We start from the raw sequence: 25,557 nt of genomic DNA on the forward strand, positions 1-25,557 counted from the left end.
TCGTCGGCCGCCGCGCGAATGCGCGGCGGATTCAGCACGATTTCGAAAGGGAGTTCGTCAGAGACGCGCCGAAGCGCGAGAAAAACAGTCAACCAACCAAATATCGGCAAAGCGAACGTAAGCGAATAATTTCAGAAAGTCAAATTTCAATGCTTTCAGGTTTTAGACTAATTCCGAAATTAGCCATCAAAACTAGATAAATTGTATTCGAAACCTCAGCGATCCAGCGTTCTTCTCGATAGGAGAAGCGCATTCCTGACCGCTCTGCTGGAAGCAACCCGTCTCCATCACCCGTCCGTTTCCGCATCACAGCGCTCCATGGCCTGCAGGAGCGCGGCGATCCTGACCGTCGCGAAATTGCAGAAGGTGTCGGAGACGGCATAAGGCAGGATGATCTGGTCGTTATGGCGTATCGCGCCGCAGGTATAGACGACGTTGGGAACATAGCCTTCGCGCTCGGAGGGTTCGGGCCGGACGAAGGGCTCGCGCGAGCGCGCCAGGACTTTCGACGGGTCGGCCTTGTCGAGAAGAACCGCGCCGATCGCATACTTCCGAACCGGCCCGACGCCATGGGTCAAAAGCAGCCAGCCCTCGTCCAGCTCGATGGGTGAGCCGCAGGTGCCGATCTGGATGAATTCCCACGGGAATTGCGGCTTCAGCAGCGCGACGCCGCCGCTCTCCCAGGTGAGGAGGTCGTCGGAGTAGATGAGGTAAAGGTTCTCGCTGTCCTGCCGCGCGATCATGGCGTAGCGGCCATTGATCTTGCGCGGAAACAGCGCCATGCCCTTGTTGACGGCCGCCGAGCCGCGCAGCGGCGACATCCGGAATGACAGGAAGTCGCTGGTCTCGATCAATTCGGAGCGGATGCCCCTGCCGTTATAGGCCGTATAGGTCGCGCGGAACACGGTCTTCCCGTCCTCCTCGAAGGCGACGAAGCGCGCATCCTCGATGCCGTTCGACTGGGCTGCGGTCACGGGGAAGATTACCCGCTCGCTGATGTCGCCGTCGGTGGAGAAGGTGACCTCGACATCCTCGCCGTCGAGGCGCGCCATCCGGTTCCTCAAGGTCGCGATCGAGGCCAGACGCGATGTCGGGTCGACGCTGACGCTGCCGTCGGCGGCGATCGATCCGGAGCGGAACGTCAGCGACGAGATATGCCCCTCTCCGACCGCGCGAACGCTCAGGATGAAGCGGCGCCCGCCCGGCGGAGCGCCGGATTGATCGGGATGCGAAACGATACTCGGATTGAAGAGCGCCGCCGCCTCGAACGAATACTCATGCAGGAAATAGGACCCGACCAGCCGGCGCTGGACCTGGGTGAATTCGCGATGCGTCGCGAAGGCCTCCTCCATCTCGCCGGCGCGCGCCTCGAACCTCTCCAGCAGGTTGCGGTGCCGGCCCTTGAAATTTTCCAGCACCTCGGCGAGCAGGCTTTCCGCGGTCACGGCATCGAGCGACAGGACCCGCTCGACGATATGGTTCGCCCGGATCTTGTCCGTGTGGCTGAGATCGCTGGGCTCGGCCTGGGGGCCGAACCGACGCACGACGACCCTGGCCGGATCGGGGCGCAAATACAGGGCCTGCCGGTTCAGGAAGGTGGATTGGGACAAGGCGACCCCAGTCTGTTTGTGCGCGTTCGCCGGAGGCTCAGGCGTGCAAGACCCGAAGCGGCGCCAGTTTCGGGCGATCCCCGCTGATGCGGGCTAGCTGGCGAATCTCGGCGAGGCTGATGAGATAGGATACCACGGATTCGCCGCCGCGGTTTTCGTTCGGCCGGTCGCGATGCAGGCCGTCGCGACAGGCGCCCGTATCCAGATCGACCAATGGCGACGAGAGATCGTTGTGGCCCAGGAACCAGGCGAAGGCGCGTGCGGCTTCGGATCGCCATTGCGGATCGCCGTCCGCGCGCCAGGCAGCAAGGGAGGCAGAGACCGTCGCGGTCGCTTCCAGCGGCTGCTGATCGAACGCCTTGGGCGCACAGCGCTTGTCGCCGAAACTGTCAGAGCCGACTGGCCTGAACAATCCCGCTGGCGTTGTCTGCAAGCCTGTAAGCCAGCGCAGCGATCGTAAGCCAGCCTCGACATAGGCCGGGACTTTCATCGAAACCCCGGTCGCGATCAGTGCCTGGGGCAGGCGCGCATTGTCATAGGACAATCCGTCCTCGAACCAGACCCAGTCCGGCGTCTCGACCACAGACATCAGGCCGAGCAGCCTGTCGGCCAGCAGCGTGCGCAGCCAGATGGCCGTCGCAGGCGCGCCGGCGATAGCGCAATAGGCGTCGAGGCCAAGCAGGGCGAAGGCCCAGGCGCGGGGCGAGGTAAAGTCCTCGACGATCGGCAGTGATTCCGCAAAAAGGGCTGCGGCCCATTGCCGGCGCGACGGGCTGACATCGCTGCGCGCGCATTCCCCCAAGGCCCATAGCGTCCGTCCGTGGCTATCTTCCGAGCCGGCATCCTCGAGCCAGCGCCGGTCGAAGCTCATGAAGTTGCGGAAACGGCGCGTATCGGAGTTCCAGGCATGCTGGACGAAGGAGGCGAAACGCGCCGTCAGTGCTTCCGGCAGGCGTGGCTCACTGGTGCTGTTCAGCACACAGGCAAGGAGCAGCGCCCGGGCATTGTCATCGACGCAGTAGCCATGCGTGCGATCGGGCACGGAATGAACGGCGTGCTGGAACAAGCCGGTGTCGTCGCACATGCTGAGGAAATGGCCCGTCTGCATCTCGGGCGGCGCCGGCATTTGCGGCGAGGGCCTGGCCTGGGCCGCACTAGCAACCACGCTCAGCACGCGACCGCGGCGTGCCGTCTCGAAGGCTGCGAGATAGCGCTTGGCGGTTCGCTCCCATGTCATCGACCGGCTGCTCGCATAGGCGCGCGCACGCATGGCCTCGCGCCGATCGTCATCGGTCAGCAAGCCGGCGATCTCGTCACCGATGGCGACGGCATCGCCGAACGGCACCAGGATGCCGCGCCCGTCGGCGAGCAGTTCCTGCGCGTGCCAATATGGCGTCGATACGACCGCTTTGCCGAGCCCGAAGCTGTAAGCGAGCGTCCCGGACGTCATCTGAGCCTCGTTGAGATAGGGCGTGACATAGACATCGCACATCGAGATGAAGCCGAGCAGCGTCGCCTGGTCGACGAATTGATCGAGAAAAACCACGTGATTCTCGACGCCGAGTTCGCGAACGCGGTTCATCAGGCTTTCGCGATAGGCTTCGCCCTGCTCGCGGACGAGATTGGGATGCGTCGCGCCCAGAACCACATAGACCGCGTCAGGGCGGCGACGCAGGATCGAGGGCATCGCGTCGATCATCACCTCGATGCCCTTGTTGGGCGACAATAGCCCGAAGGTCAGGATGACGGAGCGGCCGCTGAATCCGAGCCCGGCCTTGGCCTCGTCGGGCTCGAGAAAGGCGAATGCGGGAATGCCGTGCGCGATGACCTCGATCTTGTCCGCGGGGAGCCGGTAGACGCTCCGCAGCAAATCGCGCGCCTTCTCGGCCATGACCACGACCCGCGCGGAAGCATCGACGATCCGCTCCATGACATTGCGCTGAAGATGCGTCGGCTCGGCCAGAACGGTATGCAGCGTGGTGACGACCGGCATCGTCAGTCGCGACAGCAGAGCCATGATGTGACCTCCGGCTTCTCCGCCGAAGATGCCGAATTCATGCTGGAGCGAGACGACGTCGAAGCGGCCCTCATTCAGGAAGTCGGCGGCGCGTGCGTAATCCTCCAGGCGCTCGTCGCGAACCTGGCAATGGACCGAGGGCGGGTAGTCATAGCCATGACCATGGTCGTTCATGGCTATGACGGAAGTCTCCACACCTGCACCCGACGACGCAACCGCCTGCTGCAGATCGGTGGTGAAGGTCGCAATCCCGCAGCGGCGCGGGAGCGAATTGCCGATGAAGGCGATGCGGTGGAGCGGGCTCATGGTCGTGCCTCCGAAGGGGATTGGCGAACCCGCCAACGCGGGGAGCGGCGACGGTTTTCAATGGCGCCGATGTCGAGGGGCAAAGCCCGTTGAGAGCGGCATCGTTGCGCGAGGTCGCGCGCATCGAACGGACCAAGGCCCGCCCCATCGCTGGAGCGGGCCTCCGACCCGGATAGGCCGGTGACGGCGCGTAGCGCGCCATCACCTTCGGGGCAGTCGATCCGGTTTACTGGATGACCTGAACGATGCGACCCGTCCTGGGATCGACCAGCACGGTGCGGTTGTTGACCACCGTGTAGCGATAGCTCGTCTCGCCATATTCGCGCGGCACGTCGTAATAGACGACGCCTTCATTCGGCAGCGTCGTGCCGACGACGACCGGCTCGGCATAGGTGTAGGACGGGCGGCGCTGCTCCACGACATAGGTCTGGAAGCGCGGCGTCTGGTCGCCGATGATCGCACCGACCACCGCCCCGCCAACACCGCCGACGACGGCGCCGATCGGACCGCCCACGATCGCGCCGCCAACCGCTCCGGTCGCTGCGCCACCAACTGCCCCACCCTGGGCTGCCGGTGCGTTCTGGGCGAAGGCCGTTGCAGGCACGATGGCGATGGCGGAAATCAGTGCAAATGTTTTCAGCATGGAAGTAATCCTTCGCATGAACCAGTCGGAAGGGATATCCCGCGAATTGGTCAGGTGGCTTCAAAACGAGCAGACAACAGGAATGTTCCGCTCTTTTATTTCGCAAAGGCGTTGGATTGTTGGATGAATTCTGAAAAATTATTGGCGTAATAAATAAATCATATCCAACAAAATCAGGATTTCTTCGTTCGGAATTATGCCTCGATCAAGCCCTTTACATCGAATGCCGAATGCCGAATGCCTTTCCGCAGCGCAAATCGCATCGCCGGGCGTATGACGCGGCATTGGTCCTCACAGCGTAGCGCGATTTTCCCAACTGTGCTTGAAGCCTCACAATGCTCTTGTGAAATCTCACGGGGCGTTCCAGACTTCGTCGCATGCTCGACACGTCTTCTCCGTTCGCTCCCGCGACGACCGCCCCGATCGCCGAAGCCCGGCTCGATGTCGCGACGCGGCGGCTGCGCAAGGCGATCGTCACCTGCGAGCTCACGCCAGGCGAGTTCATCCATGAGGCGGCGATCGCCGAGCGCTTCGGGCTTGGCCGCGCCAGCGTCCGCGTTGCGCTCACCGAGCTTGCTGCAGCCCGCTTCGTCAGCCGGCATGCGCGCCAGGGCTGGCGGATCGCGCCCATCGACGGCGCGCTGATCGCAGCCGTTCTGGACGGGCGTCGTCGGCTGGAGGCCTCACTGGCGACGCAAGTGCTGACTGAGCCCGCAAGCGCGAGCGCGATGACGCTGCTCGGCATGGTGCGGTCCGTCTCTGGGCGGACCGAGCCCGCAGCGCTCGCGACCGCCCGCGCCGCCGAGCGTCAGCTGCGCAATCTGCTCGCGGCTGGGGCAGGGGCCTTCGCCCGCAACTGGCTCGGCGAGATCTGGGACCATGCCGACCGCATCGTGCGGATGCTCGATCTCAACGGCCATCCCATCCTGCCGGCGGATCTCGGCGAACTCGTCGCAGCACTCATTGCCGGCGATGCCGAGGCAGGCACGCGGGCGATCGCGCGGGACAACCAACGCTTCGCCGACGCGCTCGCCCATGGCTTCCTGGCGATTTCCGCGCAGCCGTCGCGTCCGCCGGCCCGTTCGGCCCGCCGGCGCAGCGCCCCCCGTACTGCAGCCACCGCGGCCGATCAGCCGATCCCTCTGACGAAGGAACAGCAGTCATGACCATTGCCTGGCGGACCTATCCTCTCGCGGTTGCATGTGCCGCGGTGCTTGCTCTCGGCGCTGCCTCGCCGGCGCACGCCTCGAAGGAGCGCTTCGTGGTCGACCTCGTGAACGAGCCGTCCTCGCTCGATCCGCAGCTCCAATGGAACCCCGACAGCTATTACGTCTACCGCAACATCTTCGACAACCTCGTCACCCGCGACGACAAGGGCGAGATCGTCCCGCAGGTCGCGATCTCATGGAAATACCTGTCCGACACCGAGATCGAGTTCGAGCTTCGCCCCGACATCATTTTCCATGACGGCTCGAAACTGACGGCCAACGACGTCGTCTTCAGCGTCAAGCGTATCACCGATCCAAAATTCGGCAGCCCGCAGCTCGGCCAGTTCGACAAGATCACCAATGCGACAGCGCTCTCAGCCACCAAGGTCAAGCTGACCACCGACGGCGCCTATCCGGCCTTGCTGGCACAACTCGTCAAGCTCTCGATCGTGCCCAAGGCGATCGTCGAGGCCGTCGGCAAGGATGCCTTCAATCTGAAGCCGGTCGGCAGCGGGCCCTACAGGTTCGAGAGCTGGCAGCGCGGCGTTGCCGTGGCGCTTGTACGCAACGATGCCTACTGGGGCACCAAGGCTCCGTTCCCGAGCGTGATCTTTCGCGCCGTGCCTGATGGCGCGACCCGGCTCGCCAATCTCCAGGCCGGCACGAGCGATCTCGGCGTAACGCTCGACGCCGACCAGGCTGGCCAGCTCAAATCTGCGGCCAGGGCCCAAGCCCTGATCGGCCTGACCGAGCGCGTTGCCTATCTCAGGCTCAATACCACCAAGCCACCCTTCGACAACGTCAAGCTGCGCCTGGCCGCCGCCTATGCGATTGACAAGGACGGGCTGGTCGACGGCCTGCTCGGCGGCTTCGACAAGCCCGTGTCGCAACTGGGCACGCCTGCCAGCTTCGGCTGGATCGAGGGCCTGAAAGGTCCGACCTACGACCTGGCCAAGGCCAAGGCGCTCGTCGCGGAAGCGGGTCCGGCGGCCAAGGCCGAGATCGAGCTTGCAACCGCGCCGGTCTTCGACCAGCGCATCGTCCAGGCGATCCAGCAGCAGCTCGGCGATGCCGGCTTGAGCGTCAAGATCGCGATGTCGGATATGGCGAGCTATCTCAAGCGCTCGCAGGCCGGCCCGGAGGCGACCTCGACGCTGAGCTTCGGGCGCTGGTCCTGCGCCTGCCAGGATGCCGACGGCACACTCTTCCCGTTGATCCACAAGAGCAGCGGCTGGTCGGCCTATCGCAACCCGAAGGCCGATGCGCTGCTCGAGGAAGCCCGCCAGACCCTGGACAAGGACAAGCGGCTGGCGGCCTACAAGCAGGTCCAGGAGATCATCGCGGCGGAAGCGCCGCTTGTGCCGCTCTACCAGGCGGCGGTCATCTATGGGGCCACCAAGAGCCTGAAATGGCAGCCGACCCCGAATGAGAGCCTGTTCCTGAACCGCATGAGCTGGAGCGACTGACGGCCCCGTGCCCGGCTTCCTCCTCCAGCGCGCCGGACAGGCGCTCGTCACGATCCTGGGCGTGGCGACACTGATCTTCTTCGTCCAGCGGCTGACGGGGGATCCGACCTATCTCCTGGTGCCGGAGACCGCGACCAGGGCCGACATCGACGCCCTGCGCCATGCGCTCGGCTTCGATCGGCCGCTCTTCATCCAGTATCTCGACTTCCTTGCCGATCTCGCCCGCTTCGATCTCGGGCAATCGGTCGTGCAGCGCGTGCCGGTGACGACGATCATCGCCTCGCGCCTGCCCTATACGCTGATGCTGGCGGCAGGCGCGCTGACCGTCGCCTGCGGCATCGGCGTGCCGATCGGCATCCTGCTCGCGGTGTTTCGCGACCGTGCTGTCGCCAAAGTCGCGGCGGGCTTAGTGCTCGCAGCCCAGAGCATGCCGACCTTCTGGAGCGGCATCCTGATGATCATGGTGTTCTCGGTGCTGCTCGGCTGGCTGCCGCCCTCGTCGACCGGTGACATCTGGAATCTCGTGATGCCGTCCTTCGCGCTCGGCCTGCTCAGCATGGCGACCTTCGCGCGCATCACCCGCTCGGCGCTGCTCGACGAACTCTCGAAGGATTACGCCCGCACCGCCCGCTCGCGCGGCGTCCGCACGCCTCGCCTGTTGCTGCGCCATATCGCGCGCAACGCCTCGATCCCGCTCATCACCGTCGCGGCGCTGGAAATCTCGAACCTGCTCGCCGGCGCGGTCATCGTCGAGACCGTCTTCGCCTGGCCCGGTCTCGGCCAGGTCACCGTGCAGGCGATCCTGGCGCGTGATTTCATGATCGTGCAGGGCGTCGTCCTGATGGGCGCCTTCGTCACGGTGGCGCTGAACCTGCTCTCGGACGTGCTCTACAGCGTCGTCGATCCCCGCATCGTCCTGGATGGCGCCCGATGAGCGCGGTCGCAGCCTCGCGCCCGCGCCGGGGGCTCGGCTTGCGCCGCTGGTGGCCGCTTGTAATCGTTGCGCTGGTGGTGCTTGCCGCGATTTTCGCGCCGTGGCTGGCGCCCTACGACCCCAGTACGCAAAACCTGATCGGCCGGTTGAAGCCGCCGGGCACGGTCTCGCGGGCCTTCCATTACTGGCTCGGCAGCGACGAGCTCGGCCGGGACGTGCTCAGCCGCATCATCTACGGCTCGCGCGTCTCACTTGTGGTCGCCTTCGCCTCGGTGATCCTCTCGGGTACGGTCGGCACGACGCTGGGCATGATCGCGGCCTACCGGCGCGGCTGGACCGAGACCGTGGTGATGCGCGTCGTCGATGTCTTCCTCTCGATTCCGGCCGTGCTGCTGGCGATCATCACGGTTGCGGTGCTCGGGCCGAGCCTGGTCAACGTCATCCTGGTGCTCGCGCTGACGCGTTGGCCGCGCTACGCCCGCATCGCCTACAGCCAGACGCTTTCGGTTGCGACGATGCCCTATGTCCGGCTCGCGGCCCTGATGGGGGCGGGTGCGACGCGGGTCCTGTTCCGCCATGTCCTGCCCAACATCATCGGCGCCGTCAGCGTCGTCGCGACGCTCGAATTCGGACTGATGGTGCTGTTCGAGGCGGGCCTGTCCTTCCTGGGCCTGGGTGTGCAGCCGCCGACCGCGAGCTGGGGCTCGATGCTCTCCACCGGCCGCAATTATGTCGCCACCGCCTGGTGGGTCGCGACGCTGCCGGGACTGTGCCTCTTCGTGCTCGTACTCGCCGTCAACCTGACCGGCGACGCCGTGCGCGACCGCCTCGATCCCCGTTTCCGTTGAGGACCATGACCATGTTCGACGACATCAAGGGCAAGCGCGCACTCATCACCGGCGCCTGCGGCGTGATTGGGCGCTGGATCGCGGAAACACTGCACGCGTCCGGCGTGACGCTGGCGCTGACCGACGCGAAAAGCGATGAGCTCGAGGCTTTCGCTAGGACGCTCGGCCTGGGCGGCGACAGCTTCTGCAAGGCGGCCGACCTCACCGACGAGGCCTCGATCAAAGAGCTGACGGCGGAGATCGGCACGCGCTGGGGCGCGGTCGATATCCTCGTCAACAATGCCGGGATCTATCCCAGCGGTTTCCTGCTCGACACCTCCACCGAGGAGTTCGACCGTATCTTCTCGGTCAACCTGCGCGCGCCCTTCATCCTGAGCCGCGAACTCGCGACGCAGATGGTGCGTAAGGGCGTCAAAGGCTCGATCATCAACATTTCATCGGGCGCTTCGCGCAAGATGCGGCGCACCGCCACCGTCTACTCCACCTCCAAGACGGCGCTGGACCGCCTGACCAAGGGCTTCGGCGTGGAGCTGGCCGAGTACGGCATCCGCGTGAACGCGCTCGAGCCCGGCTTCGCCGCCGGCAGTACCGTCAGCGGCCTGACCGAAGCACATATCCAGAGCACGATCGCGCAAATCCCTTTGGGGCGGCCGTCGTCGCGCGAGGATGTCGGCAACGCCCTGCTGTACCTCGCCAGCGATGCGTCTTCTTACGTCACCGGCGCGACGCTGACGGTCGATGGCGGCAATTCGATCGGCTCGCTTGCCGTCCATCAGGACAAGAAGAGCGCGCTGTGAGGGCCACGTCATGAGCCAGGCCGGCATGTCCCCTGCGAGCTTCCCCGTCTCGGCCTATGAATGGCCGCAGGGCAAGAGCAGCGCCTTCTGCTTCAGCGTCGATGTCGATGCCGAGAGCCCCTATCAATGGAGCCTACCGACGGACGCAGCCGCCACGCTCGGCCAGATCGAGCAGCGCCTGTTCGGGCCGCGCATCGGGATCTGGCGCATCCTCGACCTGCTCGATCGCTACGGCATCAAGGCGACCTTATTCGTGCCTGGGCTGGTCGCCAGGAACCATCCCGAATTGCTGCCGGCCTTCATCGCGCGGGGCCACGAGATCGGCCTGCACGGCTATTTCCACGAGCTCGCCACCGAAGCCGGGCCGGAGGAGTTCGCCCGCGCGCTCGATGAATCGCTCGCCTTGTTCAAGAGCCAGGCCGGCATCGTTCCGAAGGGTTTTCGATCGCCGGCCTGGGAGATGACGCCGTTCATGCTGGCGGAGGTCAAGCGGCGCGGGCTCTATGACTCCTCGCTGATGGGTTTCGACCATCCCTACACGATCGACGGTGTCACGCAGGTGCCGGTGCTCTGGGCTGTCGACGATGCCATCTATTTCCGCTTCACCGGCAGCCCGACCGACAAGGCGCCGCCCTCGGCCCAAGGCGGCATTCTCGAGGCCTGGCTTGACGAATGGCATGTGCTCCACCGTGAAGGCCGCATGATGATGCTGACGATCCATGACTGGATCTCCGGCCGGGCCGGCCGCGTCCGCATGCTGGAAAAGCTGCTCGACGTCGTCACCGCCTCGCCGGGAACCTGGATCGCGACGGTCGGCGAACTCGCCGCCCATCACGCCGCAAGCGCCAATCGCGAGCGTTTCAGCGTGCCGTTGCGCCTGCCCGAGCCGAGTGGTCCGCAGCGTTTCAAGGCCTCGCGCTGATGCAGACTTTTACCATCCAGAGGCCCGCCGTGCATTCGGCCCACGGCCTCGTCGCGGCCCAGAACCGTCATGCCGCGCAAGCGGGCGCAGATGTGCTGTCGCGCGGCGGCAATGCGATGGACGCGGCCGTCGTCGCCGCTCTGGTGCTCAGCACGGTCGAGCCTTGGCTGTCGGGCGTCGGCGGCGGCGGCTTCCTGGTCCATGCCGATGGCACTACCGGCGCGACCGAGACCCTCGACTTCAATGTGCGCGCCGCAATCGGGCTCGACCCGGCGGATTATCCACTTGCCGGCGCGCAGGCCGGCAACTGGTTCAGTTGGCCTTCGGTCGTCGGGGATCGCAACGTCTCCGGCTACGGCGCGATCTGCGTGCCGGGCGCGATCGCAGGGCTCGCCGCCGCGTTGGAGCGGCATGGCTCGATCTCGTGGAGCGACGCGCTCCAGCCCGCGATCGAGCATGCCGAGCGCGGGTTGGAAATCGACTGGTTCGCGGCACTCTGCATCGCGATCGAAGCGCCGGGTCTGGCGCGGGATCCTGCGCTTTCGGCAATCCTGCTCGACGATGGTCACGGCCCCAGGGCGGGCGCCGATACGCAGCGCTTCAAGCCGATGACTCTCAAGGCCAAGTTGCTGCGGCGGCTGGCCAAAGCGGGCGCGCGCGACTTCTACGAGGGCGAGAGCGCAGCAACGATCGCAGCCGATCTCGAAGCCGGCGGCTCGGCGATCCGCGCCAGTGATCTTGCCGGCTACGAGGTGGTCTGGGCGCCGGCTCTGACAGGGCGCTATCGCGACTATGACATCGCCGCCGTGCCGGGCCTCAGCGGCGGCCCGACCTTCTTCGACGCGGCGGAACGCCTCGCCAACGGGCCACTGTCTCGCGAAACCTCGCCGGCCCAGGCCGCCTTGCTCTACGCCGCGGCCATCCGCGGGGCCTATGAAAAGCGGCTGACGACGCTCGGTCATGCCGCCACGCCTCAGGTTGGCTGCACCTCGCATGTCAGCGTGGTCGATCGCTCTGGGACGATGGTCTCGCTGACCAACACGCTGCTTTCGCGCTTTGGCGCCAAGGTCGCGCTGCCGCAAGCCGGTATCATCATGAACAACGGCATGATGTGGTTCGATCCGCGCCCTGACCAACCCAACAGCATCGCGGCGGGCAAGAAGCCGCTCGCCAATATGTGCCCGTTGGTGCTGAGCCAGGGCGGCCGCCCGGTGCTTGCGATTGGCGCGGCGGGCGGGCGCACCATCTTCCCGACGGTGCTGCAATTGATCTCGGGCATGGCTGATTTCGGCTTGTCGCTGGAGGAGGTCTTTCACCGCCCGCGCATCGACGCCTCGACGCCGCGCATCAAGATCGATGCACGCGCCGAGGCCGATGTCGCAGCCACCGTCGCCAGCGCCTTTCCGGTCGAGATCGTTGAGGACACGCTCTATCCCGTGAATTTCTCGATTCCCTCGGCCGTGATGGCTGCCGACGGCGGGGGCTTCGCCGGCATGGCCCATCCGACCAGCCCCTGGGCGGCCGTGGTGGCGGCCACGGCATGAGCGTCACAGATGTCCCCGTCCTGGCGATCGACGACCTCGTCATCGATATCGGCGGAAACCGCATCGTCGATCATGTCTCGCTGAGCCTCGGTTCGGGCCGCATCCTCGCCATCGTCGGTGAATCCGGCTGCGGCAAGAGCCTGACCGCGCTGTCGGTGCTGGGCCTGTTGCCGAAGGCGGCGCGTATCGCCGGGGGTGAGATCCGCCTGAACGGGCGCGATCTCCTGCCTCTCGACGAGGATGCGCTGTCGGAGGTCAGGGGCAACGAGGCGACGATCATCTTCCAGGAGCCGGTCGCCTCGCTCAACCCGCTGATGCGCGTCGGCGAGCAGGTCGAGGAGGCGCTGCGCCTGCATCGCGGCCTTTCGGCCAGCGCTGCAGGCGACGAGGCCATCGCGATGATGACCCGCGTCGGCATTCCCGATGCGAGCCGGCGCGCGCGCCAGTATCCGTTCGAATTGTCGGGCGGCATGTGCCAGCGCATCATGATCGCGGCAGCCCTGATCTGCCGGCCGGCCCTGCTGATCGCCGATGAGCCGACGACGGCGCTCGACGTGACGATTCAGGCCCAGATCCTCGAACTGATGCGAGACCTGCGCGGCGAGGTCGGCAGCGCGATCGTGCTGATCACCCATGACATGGGCGTGGTCGCCGATCTCGCGGACGATGTCTGCGTGATGTATGGCGGCCGGATCGTCGAGAGCGGCCCGGTCGAACCGATCTTCGCCGCGCCGCGCCACCCCTATACCAAGCTGCTGCTGGCGACGATCCCGACGCTGCAAGGACAGCGCAAGATGACGCTGCGCACCATCGAGGGCATGGTCCCAAGCGCCGAATCCTGGCCCGATGGCTGCCGCTTCCGCACCCGCTGTCCGCTTGCCGACGAGGCTTGCGTCGCGACGCCCCCTTTGGCGGATGTCGGGCCGGGCCATGCCGCCGCCTGCTGGCATTCGGCTGACGTCGAGGCGCTGGCATGACCGCGACCGCGCAACCGCTCCTTCAGGTCCGCGACCTCAAAGTCCATTTCAAGCTGCGCCGGGGCGTCGGCACGCCCGGCGGCGTGGTCAAGGCGGTCGATGGCGTCTCCTTCGACGTCGCCGCCGGCCGCACGGTCGCGCTCGTCGGCGAATCCGGCTGCGGCAAGTCGACGACGGCCTATGCTGTGATCGGGTTGGAACAGCCGACATCAGGCAAGGTGCTGTTCGACGGCCGCGACATCACGCATCTGCGCGGTAGCGAGCGCGCGAACCTTGCCCGCGATATTCAGATCGTCTTCCAGGACCCGAGCGCCGCCCTCAATCCCAAGATGAGCATCGCCGACAGCGTCAGTGAGCCGCTCGCCATCGCGGGCTGGACGCGTAATGACCGACGCAGTCGCATCTCAGAACTGCTCGACCGCGTCGGCCTGCCTGCCGCTTTCTCCGAGCGCCTGCCGAGCGCGCTTTCGGGCGGGCAGCGCCAGCGCGTCGTGATCGCACGCGCGCTCGCCTTGTCGCCGCGCCTGCTGATCCTCGACGAACCGGTCTCGGCGCTGGATGTCTCCATCCGCTCGCAGGTGCTCAACTTGCTGCTGGAGCTGCAGCGCGACCTCGATCTGGCCTATCTCTTCATCTCGCACGACCTATCGGTGGTGCGCCACCTGGCCGACGAGGCCATGGTGCTCTATCTCGGCACGGTGATGGAGCGCGGGCCGATCGACCTGATGTTCGAGGCGCCGCAGCACCCCTATACCAAGGCGCTGCTTTCCGCGATCCCGCTGCCGGACCCGGTGCTCCAGCGCAAACGCGAAAAGATCATCCTGACGGGCGACCTGCCGAGCCCGCTTTCGCCGCCGCCGGGCTGTCCCTTCGTCAGCCGCTGCCCGATCCGCGTCGAGATCTGCCCGACGGCGCGACCCGAGCTGCGCACGACAGTCTCGGGAACCGAGGCCGCCTGCTTCCTGACACGGTAGCGCGACGGGTAATCGGCGCAGCAGCGCCGTCGGCGATCAAACAGGCGACCGCGCTGCGGCGTGTCCATTTCCAAGCGAGGCGATGCGCGCTCGTCGTTGGCTCAGTCGGCGTCTGCTCTCAAAATGCCGCGCTCGATCTCCCTGAAGTGAAACGTAGATGGCCGCGAAAGACAATTTCTCCTGAGAGATGAGGAGCGTTCTGCGCGCTGAAATCGCGTGATTGACACTCCGAAACGTTTCGGAATAGCGTTTTGGTCCGAGGTTTCATGTCGCTCATTCGTATCGCCACAGCCCTGAATCTGTCCGTCACGACCGTCTCGCGCGCGCTCGGCGGACATGGCGACGTGGCGGAAGCGACGCGCCGGCGTATCCAGGCGGAGGCCGAGCGCATCGGCCATCGTCCCAACGCCACCGCGCGACGCCTGCGCGGCGGGCGCAGCGACGCGGTCGGCATCGTGCTGCCAACAGGCCCGGGCCAGCTCGGCGAGCCGTTCTTCCTGCGGCTGATCGGCGCGATCGGTCCGCGCTTGGCCGAGGCGGGGCTCGACCTCATCGTGTCCAGCGCGCGCGGTGGCGCCGAGGAACTCGCGCTCTACCGTCAGTTTGTTGGCAACCGCCGTGTCGATGCGATGATCGTCGCCCGTACCCGGCTCGACGATGCCCGCATCACCTATCTGCGCGAGGCCGGCCTGCCCTTCGTCGCCCATGGACGCACCGGAGCAGGCGGCCATCCTTGGGTCGACATCGACGGCACCGCGGCCTTCCGCGCCGCGACACAGCGCCTGCTCGGGTTCGGCCACCGCCGGATCGCCCTGATCGGCGCGCCGCTCGACTACGGCTTCGGCTTCTTCCGCGAGGCCGGATGGCGCCTGGCCCTCGCTGAGGCCGGCGTCGAACCGGGACCGGCCCGCTTTGCCGAACCGAGCGAGGAGAATGGCTATCGCCTTGCTGCCGAACTTCTTGCCGGACGCGAGCTGCCGACGGCGCTGCTCTGCGCCACCGATCGCCTTGCGGTCGGCGCGCTGCATGCGCTGGGCCATGCCGGACTGAAGGCCGGCCGCGACGTCTCGGTGATCGGTTACGACAATTCGCCGGTCGGCAATTACGTCGCGACGCCGCTGACGAGCTTCGATCCCGATATCGAGGGCGCGGCGCAAAGTATGCTCGACATGCTGCTCGCCCAACTCGCCGGCCGCAGCGATGCGCCGATGAGCGAACTGCGCGGCGCCAGCCTGATAGCCCGCCGGTCCGACGGACCGGCACCGATCGACAACGGCCAGATCAAGAGCCGGATTGCTTCCAGGGAGGACACAACCAATGATCAAGGCCTTCGCGACCCCTAAGCTTACAGGCGCCATCGCCGCCCTCGTGCTCGGTCTCGCTGCTGCCCCAGCCTCAGCTCAGGTCGTCTTTCTGTCGACGCAGCTGCGGCCGATCGAGGCGGCACAGAAGCTGCGCTCCGAGATCCTCAAGGATTTTCCCGGCGGGGTGGAGTTCGTCACCGAGCAACCACCGCAACTCGGCGTCCACATCCGGGCCGAGCAGCAGGGCGGCAAGCCCGTTTCCAGCCTGATCGGCGCACTGCATGGCGAATTGCAGCCGCTGGCGGCCGATTCGCTGATGCCGCTCGACGACGTACTGGCCACATTGAAGGACCGCGGGCTCAACGCGGGCATGGTCGAGGCCGGCAAGCTCGGCACTGACAAGCAGATGTTCATCCCCTGGATGCAGGCCACCTACATCATGGTCGCTAGCAAACAGGCGCTGCCCTTCCTGCCCGAGGGCGCCGACATCAATGCGCTGACCTATGACCAGCTGGCGCAATGGGGCGCCAACATCCAGGCCAAGACCGGCAAGCGCATGATCGGCTTCCCGGCCGGTCCGACCGGGCTGATGCACCGCTTTTTCGAGGGCTATCTCTACCCCTCCTATACCGGCGGCGTGGTCACGACCTTCAAGTCGCCGGCTGCCGTGGAGATGTGGACGAAATTCCGCGAACTCTGGAAGACCGTCAACCCGAACTCGACCAATTACGCCTTCATGCAGGAGCCGCTGCTCTCGGGCGATGTCTGGATCGCCTTCGACCATGTCGCACGCCTGATCGACGCGCTTTCGCGCAAGCCCGACGAGTTCGTCGCCTTCCCGGCTCCCTCCGGTCCCAAGGGTCTGGGCTACATGCCCGTGGTCGCGGGGCTGGCCATCGCCAAGGGCGCGCCGCAGGCCGACGCCGCCAAGAAGCTGATCGCCTATCTGACCCAGCCCGACGTGCAGGTGAAGACGGCCAAGGCGGTGGCATTCTTCCCCGTCGCCAAGGTCGACATGCCCGCCGACATCGATCCGGGCCTGAAGCTGCAGATCGACGCGGTTCAGAGGATGACCAGCGCCAGAAATGCAATCGTCAGCCTGCTGCCGGTCGGCCTCGACCAGCGCGGTGGCGAGTTCGACAAGGTCTATGTCGACACCTTCCAGCGCATCGTGCTGCGCGGCGAAGACCCCAAGGCCGCACTGGAGCGCCAGGGCGAAGCCCTGAAGCGCATCATCACGGAGACCAAGGCGCCGTGCTGGCTGCCCGACAGGCCGAGCCAAGGCCCTTGTCCGGTCGAGTGAGCACACGCCATGCGTGAGGGTCGTCTGCTGCCCTATCTGCTGATCGCGCCTTCGGTGCTGTTCCTGACCGGGCTGTTCCTGTTCCCGCTTGGGCAGACGGCCTTGCTTGCGTTCCAGCAGGGCGGCAGCTGGGGCCTCGGCAACTTCCACCGCATGGCCGACGACCTCAACTTCGGCGATGCCATGGCCAATACCTTCAAGGTCGTGCTGCTGGCGGTTCCACTGCAGCTCGCTTTGGCGCTCGCCATGACGATGATGCTGCGGCAGGTGAAGCGCGGGCGCGACATCCTGGTCTGGATCTGGTCGATCCCGCTCGGCATCTCCGACCTTGCCGCGGGTCTCGTCTGGCTCGCGATCCTGACCGACCAGGGGTGGTTCAATTCCGCTCTGTTCCAGCTCGGGCTGATTTCGTCGCCGCAGGCCTGGCTCACATACGAGACGCCGCTGGCGCTGCTGGCGGCGATCGTCGTCGCCGAGATCTGGCGCGCGACCGCGATCGTCTTCGTCATCCTGCTGGCCGGCGTCCAGCTGCTGCCGAAGGAGTATGAGGAGGCGGCCGAGGTCTTCGGCGCCACGGCCTGGCAACGCTTCATGCGCATCACCCTGCCGCTGCTCAAGCCAAGCATCCAGACCGCGCTGATCCTGCGCACCGTGCTCGCCTTTGAGATGTTCGCGATGGCGCTGGCGCTCGGCGGCCGGAACTTCCCCGTCCTCGTCAGCGAGGCCTTCAACTGGCAGTACCAGAGCCAGGATTACGGCGTTGCGGCAGCCTATGCCGTGCTCGTCATGGCGATCTCGATCGCAGCGACGCTGGTCTATCTGGTCGCGTTGCGGGTACCGGCGGAGCAGCGGGCATGAACCCGCGTCCCTCCCGCTTCGACCGCGCCCTGTTTTTCACCGGCCTCGCCGTGCTCTGCGTCTGGACGCTGCTGCCGATCTATCTGCTGGCGCTCGGCGCGCTGGGCGGCCGCGACATCGTCTCGCAATGGCCCAAACCCTTCGCTCCCTTCAGCGTAGCGCTCGACACGCTGCGGACCTTTCTCGCCATCGACGGCGTCTGGCGCGCGACCTGGGTCAGCGTCAAGGCCGCGGCGATGACGATGGTGATGGCGCTCGCCATGGGGGTGCCGGCCGGTTACGCGCTGGCGCGCTTCCGCTTCCGGGGCTCCGGCGCCTACCGCATCCTGATCCTGATGACGCGTGCATTTCCCGTCGCGATCCTGGCGCTGCCGCTGACGGTCTCCTTCATCCGGCTCGGCGTCTACGACACGCCGTTCGGCGTGGCGCTGGTCCACGCGGTGCTGGCGACGCCCTTTGCGACGCTGGTCTGCGCCAGCCTGTTCATGGGAATCCCCCGGGAGTTCGAGGAGGCGGCCTGGGTGTTCGGCTGCTCGCGCTTCACCGGCTTCATCAAGGTCGTGCTGCCGCTGGCGCTGCCGGGGATCGCCGCGGCCTCCATCTTCGCCTTCGTCCTGTCCTGGAATGAGGTTTTCGCCGCTTCCGTCCTGACTGTCAGGCAGCGCCCACTCACGGCCTTTCTGCTCTCGGTGCTGTCGGAATCGCCGCTGCACCTGCAATTCGCGGGTGGGCTGATCCTGATCGTGCCCTCCGTTCTGTTCATTTTCCTCGTGCGCCGTCGCCTGTTTGCGATGTGGGGCATCGGCAACCGGTAAGGCGGCATGGCCAGCATCACCATCGAACGCGTGGCAAAATCCTTCGGCGAGGTGCAAGCCCTTGCCGAAGTGAACCTGACGGTCGCGGACGGCGAGTTCGTGGCGCTGCTAGGCCCATCGGGCTGCGGCAAGACCACGCTGTTGCGCATCATCGCAGGGCTGGAGGCGCAGAGCCGGGGCAGGGTGCTGATCGGCGAGCGCGACGTCTCCGACCTGCCACCGCGCAAGCGCGGGCTCGCCATGGTGTTCCAGAACTATGCGGTGTTCCCCCATCTTACTGTGTTCGAGAATGTCGCCTTCGGCCTGCGCATGGCCAAGGCCGACAAGGCGCGGGTCCTGGCCCAGGTCGAGAAGGCGGCGTCGCTGCTTCACATCGAGGGCCTGCTGAAGCGCTACCCGGCGCAGCTGTCGGGCGGCCAGCGTCAGCGCGTCGCCGTGGCACGGGCGCTGGCGGTTGAGCCCGCGGTCTTGCTGATGGACGAGCCGCTCTCCAATCTCGACGCGCTGCTGAGGCTTGAAATGCGCGCCGAGCTCAAGGGCGTGCTGGCGCAGGCCGGGACCACGACGCTCTACGTCACCCATGACCAGACCGAAGCGATGGGCTTGGCCGACCGCATCGCCGTGATGCATGGCGGCCGGATCGAGCAGGTCGGCACGCCGTCGGATATCTACGACCGGCCGCGCACCCGCTTCGTCGGCGGTTTCGTCGGCAATCCGCCGATGAACTTCCTCGATCTGCCCGTCAGGGACGGCAAGGCCGACCTCGGCGGCATGACCTTTCCGGTCCCTGCCGGTAGCGGCAGCCAGGTCCTGCTCGGCCTGCGCGGCGAGGACATCGTGCCGGCGAGCGAGGGCGAGCCGGGCTTTGTCTTCACGCTCAGGGTGGCCGAACTGCTCGGCCCGCAATTTCTACTCACCGGCAGCGCCGCCGGCGGACAGCCGATGCGGGTCGTCCTGCCGGCCGGCGGAACGCTGCCGCCGCTGACGCCGGGTACGGACCTGCGCCTCAAGCCGGACGTGGCGCGGCTGAGCTGGATCGGCGGCGACGGCATTGCATTGGAGCGGCGATCATGACCCGCGTCGAACAGGCTCGCGCCATCCTCGCCGCCAATGACCGCGGCGGCTACACCGTGCCGACCGACCGGCTCTATCCGTTCCAGTGGAACTGGGATTCCGCTTTCGTGGCGATGGGCTGGGTCACCTTCGACGCTGAACGGGCCTGGCGCGAGATCGAACGCCTGCTCGAAGGGCAGTGGGACGACGGGCTGGTGCCGCAAATCGTCTTCCACGCGCCGTCGGACGACTATTTCCCCGGTCCGGAGGTGTGGGGGACGGCGCGAACCCCTGCGACCTCCGGCATCACCCAGCCTCCCGTGCTCGCCAGCGCCGTGCGCTTCGTCCTGGAACGCCAGGGTCCAGACGGGGCTGCGCGTGCGGCGGCGGTCTATCCCCATCTCGTGCTGAACCATGATTGGTGGGAGCGCGCGCGCGATCCCGGCCGGACCGGCCTCGTCACGACGCTGCATCCCTGGGAAACCGGCATGGACAACAGCCCCGCCTGGGACGTCGCGCTCGAGCGCGTACCGACCCAGACCAAAACGGAAATCCGGCGGCGCGATACCGGCCATGTCGATGCGGCCTTTCGTCCGCGCGGCATCGAGTATCAGCGCTTCATCCATCTGGTCGATCTCTTCCGCGAGGCCGATTGGGATCCGTCGCGGATGCTGGCCGTCTCACCTTTCAGGGTCGCCGATATAGGCACCAACGCGATCCTGCTGCGGGCCGAGCACGATCTGCTCGGGCTCGCCAACCGGTTCGGCTCGAGCGCCGAGCGCGCCGGCATCGAGCAGCGGATCGCGCGCAAGCAGGCCGCGATCGCGGGGATGTGGAACGAGGCGCTCGGCATCTACACGTCGCGCGATCTCGTGTCTGACACGCCGATCGCCTTGCGCACATCGGCGGGGTTCCTTCCGCTCTTCGCCGGCCTTCACGACCATGCCGCGGTGCTCGCCGCACGGCTGAGCGACTGGCACGGCCGGGGCATCGCGCTGGTGCCCTCGACCGATCCCGCCGAGCCCGCCTTCGAGCCGCAGCGCTACTGGCGCGGCCCTGTCTGGGTCGTCGTCAACTGGATGATCGCGCAGGGGCTGCGGGCGGGCGGGGAGGGCGAGACCGCGCGGCTCGTCGAGGCCGATACGCGGCGCCTGATCGGCGAGGCCGGCTTCAGCGAGTATTTCGACCCGACCAGCCGCGCCGGCATCGGCGGCGGCACCTTCTCCTGGACGGCGGCGATCGATCTTCTGCTCGGTGAAGGAGAGGCCGCATGAGCCTGCCAGCCCAGGGCGCGATCGATTGCGACCTGCACCCGGCCGTGCCGGGCATCGCCTCGCTCGTGCCCTATCTCGATCCGCAATGGGCCGATGCGGTCTCGCAGCGCGGGGTCCATGATCTGGAATCGACCAGCTATCCCTTGCGCGCGCCGCTGTCGTCCCGGCCGGACTGGCGCATTCAGGGCGCCAAGGCCGGTTCCGACGTCGCGCAGCTTGGCAAGCAGGCACTCGACGGTTTTGGCGCTCGGGCCGGCATCCTGAACTGCCTCTATGCCGTGACGACGCTGTTCAGCGAGGATATGGCCGCGGCCTTTGCGCGCGCGGTCAACGATTGGCTGGCCGCCGAATGGCTCGACCGCGACCCACGCCTGCGTGCCTCGATCGTCGTGCCGATCCAGAGCCCCATGCTCGCCGCCGCCGAGATCGAGCGCTGCGCCGGCGACAGGCGTTTCGTGCAGGTGCTGCTGCCTTGCCTGTCCGACCAGCCTCTCGGTCGTCGCAGCCTGTGGCCGATCTACGAGGCTGCGGCCCGGCACGGTCTGCCCATCGGCATCCATGCCGGCTCGACCTACCGCCATCCGGTCACGCCCGTCGGTTGGCCGTCCTATGTCACCGAAGACTACGTCAATCAAGCGCAGGGCTTCCAGACCCAGCTCACAAGCCTCGTCTGCGAGGGCGTGCTCAGCAAATTTCCAAACCTCAAGATCGTCCTGATCGAATCCGGCTTCACCTGGCTGCCGGCCTATCTCTGGCGGCTGCACAAATACTGGCGCGGCCTGCGCATGGAGATCCCCTGGGTCGACCGACCGCCGCCCGACATTATCCGGGACCAGATCCGCTTCACCCTGCAGCCGGTCGATGCGCCGGTCGATGGCGACGCCCTCCAGCGCGTGCTCGACCAGATGGGCTCGGACGATCTGCTGCTGTATTCCAGCGACTATCCGCACTGGCAGTTCGAAGGCCAGGACGCGCTGCCGCCGCTTTTGCCCGATAGCCTCAGGCGCAAGATCCTGATCGACAATCCGCTGATGACCTATCCCCGCATCAAGGAGGATTTCGCATGAACAGGGAGCTTCCGACACGCCCGGTGCCCGAATCCACGATCGTCCGGCCCGTCATTGCCGATTGCGACATTCATCCCTGTCTCGCCAAGCCATCCGATATCTTGCCCTACCTGTCCAAGCGCTGGCAGGAGCATGCGATGACCTATGGGATGCTGCCCCGGCACGGCTACCAGAGCGGGCCCGCCTATCCCAAGGGGCAGCCCGATGCCGCGCGCCTCGATTCCTGGCCTCCGGACGGACGGCCCGGCAGCGATCTCTCCTTCATGCAGAAGCAGCATCTCGACACCAACAAGGTCGAACTAGGCATCATGACGGTGATCGCGCCTGCCGCCGGCGCGGCGCAGAACCTGGACTACAGCGCGGCGTTGGCGCGCGCGCTCAACGAGTGGCAGGTTGCCGAGTGGACCAGCAAAGATTCCAGGCTGAAGGCCTCGATCGTGGTGCCCTATGAGGATGGCAAGGCTGCCGCGGCGGAGATCGACCACTGGGCCGGGCACAAGGATTTCGCCCAGGTGCTGGTGCTGAGCCGGACCGCCGAGCCGCTCGGCCAGCGCCGCTACTGGCCGATCTACGAGGCCGCGCAGCGCGTGAAACTGCCCATCGGCGTTCACGCCTTCGGCTATGGCGGTTATCCCGTCACGGCCGGCGGCTGGCCCTCCTATTATATCGAAGAGATGGTCGGGCATGCGCAATGCTGCCAGTCGCTGCTGACGAGCATGGTGCTGGAAGGGGTGTTCGAGCGCTTTCCCGGCACCCGCATGGTGCTGATCGAGGCAGGGTTGGCCTGGCTGCCGTCGCTGGGCTGGAGGCTCGACAAACACTGGGCCCGGATGCGCGATGAGACCCCCCATCTCAAACGCAAGCCCACCGACTACATCAAAGAGCATGTCTGGATGACGACGCAGCCGATGGAGGAGCCGGAGAAGCGCAAACATTTCCACGACATCGTCGAATGGATCGGCATCGACCGGCTGCTCTTCGCCACCGACTACCCACATTGGGATTTCGACGACCCGCTCTGGGCCGTCCCGGTCAAGCTCGACGATGCGGCGCGGCAGGCGCTCTTCCTCGACAATGCCAGGTCGCTTTACGGGGCACGCTGATGGCAAGGCATGTCGTCGGCCTGGCCAGCGCTGTTGCGTCGGGAGAGAGGCACGTCGCCGAGGTCGCCGGCCGCAAGGTCGTGATCTTCAATCTAGACGGCGAATTCTTCGGCCTGTTCAATCGCTGTCCGCATCAGGGCGGCGATCTTTGCCTTGGCCGCACCACTGGCTTGGTCGAAGCCGGCTCTGAGCCCGGCGAGTACAGCTATACGCGCCGGGGCGAGATCCTGCGCTGCCCCTGGCATGGCTGGGAGTTCGATATCCGCACCGGAAAATCCCGTGCCGAGCCCGGCCGCATCCGCGCCAAGACCTATGAGGTCGAGGTGAAGCGCGGCGCCGAGTTGTTTGATGGGCCTTATCAGGCCGAGACCGTTCAGGTGAAGGTGGAGCAAGACTATATCGTGGTTGAGGTGTGATGTTCTGAATTCAAGTTCGTGGTCGCGACGTTGATGGACCACCTTGCGAAGAGATGAGATCCACCGACGGCAAGCGATCAGAGCCGACCGGTTGAAGCGGCATTGGCGGCTCGCACCAGCAGGGCTTCGTCCTGGATCGCTCTCCAGTTCCGCAGCGTCCTTTCGCCGACCTGGCCACGGTAGCGCGCAACGACTTCCTGGAGCGTGAGGTAGGCAGGGGTCGACACGTAGCGAAGGCGCGGGCTGCCCGCCTCAGGCAGCGGAAAAGATTGTCGCGCCGGTATCGGCCGTGCCGACGGCGGCCCGAAAGGAGCCGAACAGCTCGCGGCCGACGCCCCAATGCGAGGCTTCGAGATCAGCGTTAGCAGGGGAGCGCGCCGCCCATTCGTCTTCCTCCACCAACACGGTCAGCGTGCCGGCCACGGCATCGACCCGGATCAGGTCGCCGTCGCGGATGCGCGCGATCGGCCCGCCATCGACGGCTTCGGGCGTGACATGGATTGCGGCCGGCACCTTTCCCGAGGCGCCCGACAGCCGCCCGTCGGTGACCAGCGCCACCTTGAAGCCGCGATCCTGCAGCACGCCGAGCGGCGGCATCAGCTTGTGCAACTCGGGCATGCCGTTCGCCCTCGGCCCCTGGAAGCGCACCACCGCGACGAAATCGCGCTCGAGCTCGCCGGCCTTGAAGGCGGCCTGCAGAGCTTCCTGGCTGTGGAAGATGCGGGCCGGGGCTTCGATGACATGGCGTTCGCTGGCGATGGCCGAGGTCTTGATCACCGCCCGGCCGAGATCGCCGGTGAGCAGGGTCAGGCCGCCGGTCGGCTGGAACGGCGCCCTGGCGCCGCGCAGCACCGCCTCGTCGCCGCTATGGCTCGCGCCGTCACGCCAGGCGAGCGCGCCGTTCGGCCCGAGCATCGGCTCCTGGACATAGGCGTCGAGCCCCTTGCCCAGGATCGTCTCGACATCGCGGTGCAGAAGCCCCGCGCCGAGCAGTTCGCGGATGATGAAGCCCATGCCGCCGGCGGCATGGAAATGGTTCACGTCGGCCTTGCCGTTGGGATAGATGCGGGTGAGCAGCGGCGTCACCTTGGCGAGGTCGGAGAAATCGTCCCAGGTCAGCCGGATGCCCGCCGCAGCGGCCATGGCGACGAGATGCAGCGTATGATTGGTCGAGCCGCCGGTGGCGTGCAGGCCGACCACGCCGTTGACGAAGGCGCGCTCGTCCAGCATGCGCCCTATGGGGATGTAGTCGTTGCCGAGGGCGGTGATCGCCATCGCCCGCTCGGTCGCCGCTTTGGTGAGCGCCTCGCGGAGCGGCGTGTTGGGATTGACGAAGGAGGCGCCGGGCAGGTGCAGGCCCATGATCTCCATCACCATCTGGTTGGTGTTGGCGGTGCCGTAGAAGGTGCAGGTGCCGGGGCCGTGATAGGATTGCGCTTCGGCTTCCAGCAGCGCCTCGCGGCCGAGCTTGCCCTCGGCGAAGAGCTGGCGGGTCTTGGACTTCTCGTCATTGGACAGGCCCGAGGTCATCGGCCCCGCCGGGATGAACACCGCCGGCAGATGGCCGAAGGAGAGCGCACCGATGATGAGGCCTGGCACGATCTTGTCGCAGATGCCGAGGAAGACCGCCGCGTCGAAGGTCTGATGCGACAGCGCGACCGCGGTCGAAAGCGCGATGACGTCGCGCGAGAACAGGGACAGCTCCATGCCGGCCTCGCCCTGGGTGATGCCGTCGCACATGGCGGGCACGCCGCCCGCCACCTGGGCGACGCCGCCCGCGGCCCGCGCCGTGGCACGGATCAGCTCGGGGAAGTTCTCATAAGGCTGATGGGCCGAGAGCATGTCGTTATAGGCGCTGACGATGGCGAGATTTACGCCCGTGCCGGCGCGCAGCATCGCCTTGTCGCCGGGCGCGCAGGCGGCGAAGCCATGCGCCTGGTTGGCGCAGCCGAGCCGCTGCCGGCGTGGGCCGGCGTCGGCAGCGGCGGCAAGCCGGTCGAGATAGCGCCGGCGCGTGTCGCGGGAGCGTCCGGCGATGCGCTCTGTCACCTCGCCGAGGCGGGCGTCGAGGGCGGGGCCGTTGGCTTGGGCGCTCATGGGGACCTCCTGGCTCGGTTA

General features: G+C 66.5%; 22 protein-coding genes. 18 read left to right on the forward strand and 4 right to left on the reverse strand.

Annotation, left to right across the window (positions count from 1 at the left end; all coding sequences use genetic code 11):
• Positions 1-287: 287 nt before the first annotated feature.
• From AC1DYU_RS01855 to AC1DYU_RS01865, 3 genes are all read right to left on the reverse strand, one after another.
• Entirely contained in the window at positions 288-1,610 is a 1,323-nt protein-coding gene (locus tag AC1DYU_RS01855) for a glycoside hydrolase family 130 protein (protein ID WP_476790161.1), read from the reverse strand.
• 37 nt (positions 1,611-1,647) lie between these two features.
• A complete protein-coding gene (locus AC1DYU_RS01860; RefSeq protein WP_476790162.1) occupies positions 1,648-3,933 on the reverse strand; it encodes a glycosyltransferase family 4 protein in 2,286 nt (761 codons plus the stop codon).
• 226 nt (positions 3,934-4,159) lie between these two features.
• A complete protein-coding gene (locus AC1DYU_RS01865) occupies positions 4,160-4,576 on the reverse strand; it encodes a DUF1236 domain-containing protein (protein WP_476790163.1) in 417 nt (138 codons plus the stop codon).
• 377 nt (positions 4,577-4,953) lie between these two features.
• Between AC1DYU_RS01865 and AC1DYU_RS01870 the strand changes: the two genes are divergently transcribed.
• The 18 genes from AC1DYU_RS01870 (at position 4,954) to AC1DYU_RS01955 (ending at position 23,439) form a co-directional block, all read left to right on the forward strand.
• On the forward strand, positions 4,954-5,742 hold the full coding sequence (locus tag AC1DYU_RS01870) for a GntR family transcriptional regulator (RefSeq protein ID WP_476790164.1): 789 nt from the start codon (positions 4,954-4,956) through the stop codon (positions 5,740-5,742).
• Positions 5,739-7,250 (forward strand): ABC transporter substrate-binding protein, encoded by a 1,512-nt coding sequence (locus AC1DYU_RS01875; protein ID WP_476790165.1) that lies wholly within the window; start codon positions 5,739-5,741, stop codon positions 7,248-7,250. Before AC1DYU_RS01870 ends, AC1DYU_RS01875 begins: the two co-directional genes overlap by 4 nt.
• Before the next feature lie 7 nt (positions 7,251-7,257).
• Complete coding sequence (locus tag AC1DYU_RS01880; RefSeq protein ID WP_476790166.1) at positions 7,258-8,184, forward strand: ABC transporter permease; 927 nt, start codon at positions 7,258-7,260, stop codon at positions 8,182-8,184.
• On the forward strand, positions 8,181-9,032 hold the full coding sequence (locus AC1DYU_RS01885; RefSeq protein WP_476790167.1) for an ABC transporter permease: 852 nt from the start codon (positions 8,181-8,183) through the stop codon (positions 9,030-9,032). The genes AC1DYU_RS01880 and AC1DYU_RS01885 overlap by 4 nt, the downstream gene beginning before the upstream one ends.
• 11 nt (positions 9,033-9,043) lie before the next feature.
• On the forward strand, positions 9,044-9,829 hold the full coding sequence (locus AC1DYU_RS01890) for an SDR family NAD(P)-dependent oxidoreductase (protein ID WP_476790168.1): 786 nt from the start codon (positions 9,044-9,046) through the stop codon (positions 9,827-9,829).
• A gap of 10 nt (positions 9,830-9,839) precedes the next feature.
• Positions 9,840-10,751, forward strand: a complete 912-nt coding sequence (locus AC1DYU_RS01895) for a polysaccharide deacetylase family protein (RefSeq protein WP_476790169.1) — start codon at positions 9,840-9,842, stop codon at positions 10,749-10,751.
• 29 nt (positions 10,752-10,780) lie between these two features.
• Complete coding sequence (locus AC1DYU_RS01900) at positions 10,781-12,295, forward strand: gamma-glutamyltransferase (protein ID WP_476790170.1); 1,515 nt, start codon at positions 10,781-10,783, stop codon at positions 12,293-12,295.
• A complete protein-coding gene (locus AC1DYU_RS01905; RefSeq protein WP_476790171.1) occupies positions 12,292-13,272 on the forward strand; it encodes an ABC transporter ATP-binding protein in 981 nt (326 codons plus the stop codon). The genes AC1DYU_RS01900 and AC1DYU_RS01905 overlap by 4 nt, the downstream gene beginning before the upstream one ends.
• Positions 13,269-14,246, forward strand: coding sequence for an ABC transporter ATP-binding protein (locus AC1DYU_RS01910; protein WP_476790172.1), 978 nt, complete (start codon positions 13,269-13,271; stop codon positions 14,244-14,246). The genes AC1DYU_RS01905 and AC1DYU_RS01910 overlap by 4 nt, the downstream gene beginning before the upstream one ends.
• A 266-nt stretch (positions 14,247-14,512) precedes the next feature.
• Positions 14,513-15,589: a substrate-binding domain-containing protein gene (locus tag AC1DYU_RS01915; protein WP_158483031.1), complete on the forward strand. Its 1,077-nt coding sequence runs from the start codon at positions 14,513-14,515 to the stop codon at positions 15,587-15,589.
• Entirely contained in the window at positions 15,564-16,853 is a 1,290-nt protein-coding gene (locus tag AC1DYU_RS01920) for an ABC transporter substrate-binding protein (RefSeq protein WP_158483030.1), read from the forward strand. Before AC1DYU_RS01915 ends, AC1DYU_RS01920 begins: the two co-directional genes overlap by 26 nt.
• 9 nt (positions 16,854-16,862) lie before the next feature.
• Positions 16,863-17,711, forward strand: coding sequence for a carbohydrate ABC transporter permease (locus AC1DYU_RS01925; RefSeq protein WP_476790173.1), 849 nt, complete (start codon positions 16,863-16,865; stop codon positions 17,709-17,711).
• On the forward strand, positions 17,708-18,526 hold the full coding sequence (locus AC1DYU_RS01930) for a carbohydrate ABC transporter permease (RefSeq protein ID WP_158483028.1): 819 nt from the start codon (positions 17,708-17,710) through the stop codon (positions 18,524-18,526). The genes AC1DYU_RS01925 and AC1DYU_RS01930 overlap by 4 nt, the downstream gene beginning before the upstream one ends.
• Before the next feature lie 6 nt (positions 18,527-18,532).
• Complete coding sequence (locus AC1DYU_RS01935; protein WP_476790174.1) at positions 18,533-19,600, forward strand: ABC transporter ATP-binding protein; 1,068 nt, start codon at positions 18,533-18,535, stop codon at positions 19,598-19,600.
• Positions 19,597-20,853, forward strand: coding sequence for an MGH1-like glycoside hydrolase domain-containing protein (locus AC1DYU_RS01940; protein ID WP_476790175.1), 1,257 nt, complete (start codon positions 19,597-19,599; stop codon positions 20,851-20,853). Before AC1DYU_RS01935 ends, AC1DYU_RS01940 begins: the two co-directional genes overlap by 4 nt.
• Positions 20,850-21,920, forward strand: coding sequence for an amidohydrolase family protein (locus AC1DYU_RS01945; RefSeq protein ID WP_476790176.1), 1,071 nt, complete (start codon positions 20,850-20,852; stop codon positions 21,918-21,920). The genes AC1DYU_RS01940 and AC1DYU_RS01945 overlap by 4 nt, the downstream gene beginning before the upstream one ends.
• Positions 21,917-23,023 (forward strand): amidohydrolase family protein, encoded by a 1,107-nt coding sequence (locus AC1DYU_RS01950; RefSeq protein WP_476790177.1) that lies wholly within the window; start codon positions 21,917-21,919, stop codon positions 23,021-23,023. The genes AC1DYU_RS01945 and AC1DYU_RS01950 overlap by 4 nt, the downstream gene beginning before the upstream one ends.
• Positions 23,023-23,439 (forward strand): Rieske (2Fe-2S) protein, encoded by a 417-nt coding sequence (locus AC1DYU_RS01955; RefSeq protein ID WP_476790178.1) that lies wholly within the window; start codon positions 23,023-23,025, stop codon positions 23,437-23,439. Before AC1DYU_RS01950 ends, AC1DYU_RS01955 begins: the two co-directional genes overlap by 1 nt.
• Before the next feature lie 252 nt (positions 23,440-23,691).
• Here AC1DYU_RS01955 and edd read toward each other — a convergent pair whose 3' ends face one another.
• Positions 23,692-25,536, reverse strand: a complete 1,845-nt coding sequence (edd, locus tag AC1DYU_RS01960) for a phosphogluconate dehydratase (protein WP_476790179.1) — start codon at positions 25,534-25,536, stop codon at positions 23,692-23,694.
• Between the last annotated feature and the right edge of the window lie 21 nt (positions 25,537-25,557).

This window comes from Allobosea sp. P2_B12, from assembly GCF_056404835.1.

Excerpts from the sequence above, each read along its gene's own strand:
- AC1DYU_RS01870 (WP_476790164.1), top strand. The coding sequence starts at position 4,954 with ATGCTCGACACGTCTTCTCCGTTCGCTCCCGCGACGACCGCCCCGATC.
- AC1DYU_RS01860 (WP_476790162.1), bottom strand. The coding sequence starts at position 3,933 with ATGAGCCCGCTCCACCGCATCGCCTTCATCGGCAATTCGCTCCCGCGC.
- AC1DYU_RS01895 (WP_476790169.1), top strand. The coding sequence starts at position 9,840 with ATGAGCCAGGCCGGCATGTCCCCTGCGAGCTTCCCCGTCTCGGCCTAT.
- AC1DYU_RS01865 (WP_476790163.1), bottom strand. The coding sequence starts at position 4,576 with ATGCTGAAAACATTTGCACTGATTTCCGCCATCGCCATCGTGCCTGCA.
- AC1DYU_RS01935 (WP_476790174.1), top strand. The coding sequence starts at position 18,533 with ATGGCCAGCATCACCATCGAACGCGTGGCAAAATCCTTCGGCGAGGTG.
- AC1DYU_RS01885 (WP_476790167.1), top strand. The coding sequence starts at position 8,181 with ATGAGCGCGGTCGCAGCCTCGCGCCCGCGCCGGGGGCTCGGCTTGCGC.
- AC1DYU_RS01905 (WP_476790171.1), top strand. The coding sequence starts at position 12,292 with ATGAGCGTCACAGATGTCCCCGTCCTGGCGATCGACGACCTCGTCATC.
- AC1DYU_RS01955 (WP_476790178.1), top strand. The coding sequence starts at position 23,023 with ATGGCAAGGCATGTCGTCGGCCTGGCCAGCGCTGTTGCGTCGGGAGAG.
- AC1DYU_RS01915 (WP_158483031.1), top strand. The coding sequence starts at position 14,513 with ATGTCGCTCATTCGTATCGCCACAGCCCTGAATCTGTCCGTCACGACC.
- AC1DYU_RS01945 (WP_476790176.1), top strand. The coding sequence starts at position 20,850 with ATGAGCCTGCCAGCCCAGGGCGCGATCGATTGCGACCTGCACCCGGCC.
- AC1DYU_RS01930 (WP_158483028.1), top strand. The coding sequence starts at position 17,708 with ATGAACCCGCGTCCCTCCCGCTTCGACCGCGCCCTGTTTTTCACCGGC.
- AC1DYU_RS01940 (WP_476790175.1), top strand. The coding sequence starts at position 19,597 with ATGACCCGCGTCGAACAGGCTCGCGCCATCCTCGCCGCCAATGACCGC.
- AC1DYU_RS01910 (WP_476790172.1), top strand. The coding sequence starts at position 13,269 with ATGACCGCGACCGCGCAACCGCTCCTTCAGGTCCGCGACCTCAAAGTC.
- AC1DYU_RS01875 (WP_476790165.1), top strand. The coding sequence starts at position 5,739 with ATGACCATTGCCTGGCGGACCTATCCTCTCGCGGTTGCATGTGCCGCG.
- edd (WP_476790179.1), bottom strand. The coding sequence starts at position 25,536 with ATGAGCGCCCAAGCCAACGGCCCCGCCCTCGACGCCCGCCTCGGCGAG.
- AC1DYU_RS01950 (WP_476790177.1), top strand. The coding sequence starts at position 21,917 with ATGAACAGGGAGCTTCCGACACGCCCGGTGCCCGAATCCACGATCGTC.
- AC1DYU_RS01890 (WP_476790168.1), top strand. The coding sequence starts at position 9,044 with ATGTTCGACGACATCAAGGGCAAGCGCGCACTCATCACCGGCGCCTGC.
- AC1DYU_RS01920 (WP_158483030.1), top strand. The coding sequence starts at position 15,564 with ATGATCAAGGCCTTCGCGACCCCTAAGCTTACAGGCGCCATCGCCGCC.
- AC1DYU_RS01925 (WP_476790173.1), top strand. The coding sequence starts at position 16,863 with ATGCGTGAGGGTCGTCTGCTGCCCTATCTGCTGATCGCGCCTTCGGTG.